The sequence below is a fragment of the Pyrococcus sp. genome, from assembly GCF_030153625.1.
GTDB classification, from domain to species: Archaea; Methanobacteriota_B; Thermococci; order Thermococcales; family Thermococcaceae; genus Pyrococcus; species Pyrococcus furiosus.
Window position 1 is genome coordinate 1 of the sequence record NZ_JASKLM010000075.1, and the last position, 5,627, is coordinate 5,627.

A 5,627-nucleotide genomic window follows, 5' to 3' on the forward strand; every position below is an offset into this window, starting at 1 on the left:
TAGATATAATGTCAATATCTACGTTCTCTGGCTTGTTTTTTAAATCGACTAAATTTCTTTTTGAGAATTTTTCAACATGCCTGAAGTATGGAAATGGCAAGTAATGAGCTAGTTCAGAGAGATAGTTGTGACGGACTAAAACATAAATTCTTCCAACTTCCTTAGCCATTGCTTCTGTAAAATCTTTTATAAAAGAATTGTAGTGGGGGGCTATTATAAGAACTCTCTTTTTATCTATCAACGTTCTTTATCACCTCCGCAATTTTTTCCGAAGCTCTCCCATCGCCAAACTTGTAGGTGTAAGTTTCTCCCGATGGTTCAAATTCTCTAACAGCTCTAAGTATTTTCTCTTTATCTGCCCCAACAAGCACGTTCCAACCATCTTCAACCGTCTCTACCCACTCAGTTCTTTCTCTCAAAGTTATGCAAGGTACCTTTAAAAAATACGCTTCTTTCTGCACACCACCACTATCAGTCAGTATCTTTTTTGCGTTCTTTTCTAACATTAGCATGTCTAAATAACCAACGGGCTTGGTTAAAATAACATTATCCGCTCTTTCAAGCCCCTCATAAAGCCCATAAACCCTCAAGAATTTCACAGTCCTCGGATGGACAGGAAAAACTATTTCCTCCCCACTCTCCACAAAAGCACTCACTATGCTCTCCAATCTGTCTTTATCATCAGTATTCTCCGCCCTGTGAACCGTTGCAAGGAGGTAACTTTTCGGCCTCAACCCAAGCTCCTTCAAGATTTTGGAGTTTTTCCTCGCTATTTCAATGTTGTAGAGCAAAGCATCGTACATGACATCTCCAGTCAAGTAAACTCCCTCTTTAATGCCCTCATTGTGCAGGTTTTTCACCGCTGTTTCAGTTGGGGCAAATAAGTAATCACTAACGTGATCCGTCAAAACCCTGTTCACTTCTTCCGGCATTCTCCTATCAAAACTCCTTAATCCCGCCTCAACGTGGGCAACCTTAATGTGCAATTTCACCGCAGCTAGAGCACCAGCAAGAGTCGAATTAGTATCACCATAAACCAGAACCAGGTCAGGCTTTTCTTTCACTAAAACCCCCTCAATCCTCTTCAACATTTCCCCAGTCTGGTAACCATGAGTCCCCGAGCCAACACCAAGGTAATAATCCGGCTCTGGGATATTCAACTGCTCAAAAAATACCCTGTTCATCTCATAATCATAATGCTGACCAGTATGAATCACTATTTCATCAAAATACCCCCTCAACACCCTCGAAACAGGCGCCATCTTAACAAACTGCGGCCTAGCACCAACAACCGTCACAACCTTCATACCCATCACCTAAAGCGATATTGAATGTCAGGATTCTGTCTGAACTCTTCAAGGCTTTCAGGATAGTTCTCTATGAACCAGACCATAAAAGCCGTTATGTCGATTTTTTCCTTAAGCAGTTTTTCTCTCTTTTTGTACCATTCCTTCTTTAGGTTCTCCTCCTGCACGAGTTCAACTGCCTTTTTGATGGCAAGCTCCTTTTCAGAAATCTGGTAGTTATACATCAGACCATATCTTTTTTCAAGCTCGATGAAATTACCCATGTCATTCGGGCCCACGAACTTGTTGCACCGTATTACAGGCGTCCCTAAAATTGCCGCTTCCGTGGCCATGGTCTGAGTGTCTGTTACTAAAAGTTTTGCATGGTAAATCACATCGTGTATTCTGGTCTTTGGAACCGGGAGAGCGTAGTCCTCAAGCTCTTTTGGAAGCTCCGTTTCGCTGGATATAAAGACTCTTGCGTGTTTTTCAAGCTCCTTGACGAGTCTTAGCTTGTCCTCGTAGGAGAATCCTCCAATTCCTATGTCGTGAACTGCATCAAAGGCGTTGAATCTCAGTAGGACATAGTCTTCCCCCTCTGAAACGCCCATCATATCTAGGACGTCATCTCTGGGAGTGTAATAGTTTGGGTGGAGGTACGCAAGTTCCTTGTAGCTTGCAACTCTGAGGTGCTTTTCACCGAGGTCGTCCAAGAAAGATTCTGGGGTTATGACAACATCTGAAAAGGGTAGAAACATTTTGTATTGAAGTTCGAGGTACTTGCTTGATCTAAACTCACTATCAGTAAAGACTAAGTTAGATGACCTCAATAATAACGAAGAAAAAGTATCATAAAGACCAAACCCAACAACTAAATCTGGCTTAAAACCATATAATTTCTTAGTCGCTCTTAGAATATCAAATGGCAAGGACAGAATTTTCCCATACTTTGAATTTGCTTGGTAGGAGTATATTATCGGAACCAATCCCTCAACTACGTCCAATGTTTCTCTATACTTACGGAAAAGGAGCTTACACTTATGGCCATCTTCCATTAGTTTCTCAACGATATTCCTCCAAAAATGCCACTGTGCGGGAGTATTTATAAATAGTGCAATTCTCATGTTTTACACCACCTCATTCCTTTACCATCCTAGCTAAAACGTTCAGCAGCAGCCCAGCAACAAACAGCTGAATTCCAATTATCACAAATATACCCGCACCAATAGCTTGGGTCAGGTATACATTACCGCCCTTGTAATAAGGCTCAAGGGCTAAATATGCCAGCACTCCAGCAACAATAAACGAAATTAAGCTTAAAACTCCAAACAGCAGCAGAGGCCTCCTATATCCAATAAGGCTAACGATGGAAGCCAGAACACTGAGCCCATGAACAAGGGGATTTTTCTTGTGCTTGTTTGGAACGTCGTAACGAACGCTTATTGGCACTTCCCTAATCCTGATTCCTTTTTCCTTGGCCTTCACCACCATATCGGTTTCCACTGAGTAGTCTTCACTCTCGAGATCTATACTCTCAAGGGCTTTTCTGTTCATTGCTCTGAAGCCGCTCTGTGAATCAACCTCCACTCCGGAGACAGCCTTTGTGCCCTTGTTGAGAACCCAGAGACCAAGGCGCCTGTAAATTGGGATTTTCTTTTTGCTCCCATTTAAATAGCGGGAACCTATAACCAGGTCGGCTTCCCCTTTCATTATGGGATCAACGAGAAGAGGTATCTCATCAGGATTGTGCTGGCCATCGGCATCTAGGGTTACGACGATATCATAGTCCTGGCTCAGGGCGTACTCAAAACCGCTCTTTAGGGCGGCCCCCTTACCCATGTTAACCTTGTGCCTTATAACAACGGCTCCAGCTTTTTGAGCTATTTCAGAGGTTCTATCATAGGAGCCATCGTCAACAACTAGAACGTCACCATATTTCTTGGCAAGAGCAACAACTGAGCCAATCGTTAATTCTTCATTGTAAGCTGGAATCACTATGAGGGTTTTCATATTATCCACCTTTTAGAGACACCTTCAGAGCTTAAATATCTCCGTTGTTCCATAGACTTCAACTTATTTATACTCTCCTTGAGCACGGCTTTTACCAATTTTAATGTTATTAAGGAGCTTTTAAGTTTTTCGTTAGTATCCAAAGATTTTGAGGTATAACAATACGCTAGGAATTTAAATTTATTGCAACAATCTGTTTCATCTTCCTTCTCACCTCCTTCTGAAAATTCCCCTGTCGACGACCTTTTTGCCCTCCGCATAGGCATACCTTATCACCGTGCCGTTGACTTCACTTGGCAGCTCGAATTCCTCTAACCCTTTAACGGGATACCACTTGCTAAAGACCATCGTTCCGTTGTCGAGGAAGCCCCCGATTCCTAATCTCGTTCCGGTTGCGTTCTCAAAGTGAAAGATTATCTTTCCATTAGCCTTTTCAATTCTCACATTGGGGTGCTTGAGTTTAAGTATCTTCACAATACCCCCATCGGAATAAACCAGCTCATAGGGCTCCTCCGGCTTTATGAATAGCTTAGCAAGGGTTGTGTTAAAGGCTTCCTCGTTCATTAAAATAGCATACTTGTAGTTAAGGTTTATGTAGAGGTAGGCGTTGGAGTTGGAAGAGGAGAGCTCAGGCTTTATTATCTCCCCTTTATACTCTGCGTAAACCTCCTTTGGAGTTAAAGCCTTTCCACCAACGTTCACCACGGCATTCCACTTCTCCCCGGGCTTGACAATCACCCTGTAGTTCTCCTTCTGAAAGACAAACGCTCCAAGGGAGGAAACCATGGGCAATATAACTATCCCGTATTCCTCCGTTATGTTATACTTGGGATGCATTCTCGCGGTATCAACGATAGCACCGAACTTGAGGAAGTCGTAATAAGAAACAACCACGTAATCAACTCCAAGGCTCATAGCCCAGTTCTCGTCGAATTTCCCAAGATAGTATAGAGCAACATTAGTGTTTGGACCCCCCTGAGCAACGGGAGACCTCCTCGAGTAGTATGTGACCCAGTGCCCGTAGTCCCACCATGCCAGAACTATATCGTTCTCATTCGAGTTCTCTCTAAGCCAGGTTAAAGCCCTCTCCCAATTATCATTCATAAAGGGCTTTTCTTTCCATATTCTATCCAGAGTTATTACGCCGTTTGCGGAGGGGATTAAGAGAAGTAAAATTAAACCAACTGTAAGACCTTTTTTACCATCAAGTTTGGGCTTTAAAACGCTGTAAAGCTCCCAGAGTCCAAAACCCGCCATCAAAGCAATTCCCATGGATCCTATGAATAAAAACCTCGTCCACGTCCTGATCATGTAAAGACCCGGCACGATAAGCCCGAGCAGCATGAAGTCCTGAACCTTAGCCTTCCTGAACCTCAAGAAGAAGAGAGGGGCTAAAAACATGGAGAGTGCAAAGGCATTCCAGAGGTCATCAAAGCTGGAAGGTTGAGTCTCCATTATGGGGGCTTCTTTAAAAATGCCAAATCCAGTTGATAGCTCCTTCAGGGCTTCAAACCTGTAGAAGAGAACAAAGACTCCAAGCAATCCAAGCCCAATTAAAATTCCCACTTTTACTCTAACGTCCCTAACGAATCTACCAGCGATGAAGAGAAGCACTATGAATGCAAGGGCTAAGGGAACCAAGTACTTAACGTGAACCAGAAGGTAGGCATCTTTTATTGTGCCGAACTCAAGGGCTAACTTTTCCGCAACCCTTTTGCCCAGCCATCGGTCATAACCCAGCATCCCATAGCCAAACTTTTCTCCCAAGGAGTTGGCGATAAAAGCCCCCAGAAGAGTTGATAAAGTTAACAAAAGGGAATCAAGGAGCTTCTTCTCGTCCAGAAGAAAAGCTCCTACGGCTAAAAACACTGCGTTTGCGAGCAAAAATATGAAAATTGGATAATACGCCTGCCAGAAAATCGAAGCAAAACCGCTCGCAAGGGCCGGGATTAAGTAAAAGACAAGCCTCTTATATCTCCACGCCCTTCTGGTCTTGCTTAGAGCCAGAGAAACCCCAAACAAAGCCACCGAATACCAGAAGAGCATGTAGTTGTCTCCCCTATAGTAGTTGGCCATCGACCTGAAGATGTGCCCGAAGCTTATTGCAAGGAAGAGGGAGGCAAAGAAAGCTTTCTTCCCATCGTAGAGCTTCAGGAGTGCAAGGTATAAGAAGACCACCGTCAAAACACCAAAAATCAGGGGCGTGATTCTGAAAGCGTTATAAAGAGAAACCCCAAAAACACTCAAAATCTTGTAAAGATAGGCAGGAGTCATCCAAAGGCCGAGGGGATGAAAGGTTTTAATCTGATAGCCCCAAGGGCCACCGGCAAT

General features: G+C 43.5%; 5 protein-coding genes. All 5 read right to left on the reverse strand.

Annotated features, from left to right (window positions below):
• Window positions 1-241, reverse strand: a 241-nt coding sequence (locus tag PWP39_RS09625; protein WP_288073568.1) for a hypothetical protein, incomplete at its 3' end; no start/stop codon positions are given.
• Window positions 231-1,307 carry a non-hydrolyzing UDP-N-acetylglucosamine 2-epimerase gene (wecB, locus tag PWP39_RS09630; RefSeq protein WP_288073570.1) on the reverse strand — a complete coding sequence of 359 codons (1,077 nt, stop codon included), beginning with the start codon at window positions 1,305-1,307 and terminating at the stop codon, window positions 231-233. The genes PWP39_RS09625 and wecB, both read right to left, overlap by 11 nt.
• Before the next feature lie 5 nt (window positions 1,308-1,312).
• Window positions 1,313-2,410 (reverse strand): DUF354 domain-containing protein, encoded by a 1,098-nt coding sequence (locus PWP39_RS09635; RefSeq protein WP_042698439.1) that lies wholly within the window; start codon window positions 2,408-2,410, stop codon window positions 1,313-1,315.
• A 13-nt stretch (window positions 2,411-2,423) separates the two neighbouring features.
• A complete protein-coding gene (locus PWP39_RS09640) occupies window positions 2,424-3,296 on the reverse strand; it encodes a glycosyltransferase family 2 protein (protein WP_288073572.1) in 873 nt (290 codons plus the stop codon).
• A gap of 210 nt (window positions 3,297-3,506) precedes the next feature.
• The coding region (locus PWP39_RS09645) for an STT3 domain-containing protein (RefSeq protein ID WP_288073573.1) at window positions 3,507-5,627 on the reverse strand (2,121 nt) is incomplete at its 5' end.

Excerpts from the sequence above, each read along its gene's own strand:
- wecB (WP_288073570.1), bottom strand. The coding sequence starts at position 1,307 with ATGAAGGTTGTGACGGTTGTTGGTGCTAGGCCGCAGTTTGTTAAGATG.
- PWP39_RS09635 (WP_042698439.1), bottom strand. The coding sequence starts at position 2,410 with ATGAGAATTGCACTATTTATAAATACTCCCGCACAGTGGCATTTTTGG.
- PWP39_RS09640 (WP_288073572.1), bottom strand. The coding sequence starts at position 3,296 with ATGAAAACCCTCATAGTGATTCCAGCTTACAATGAAGAATTAACGATT.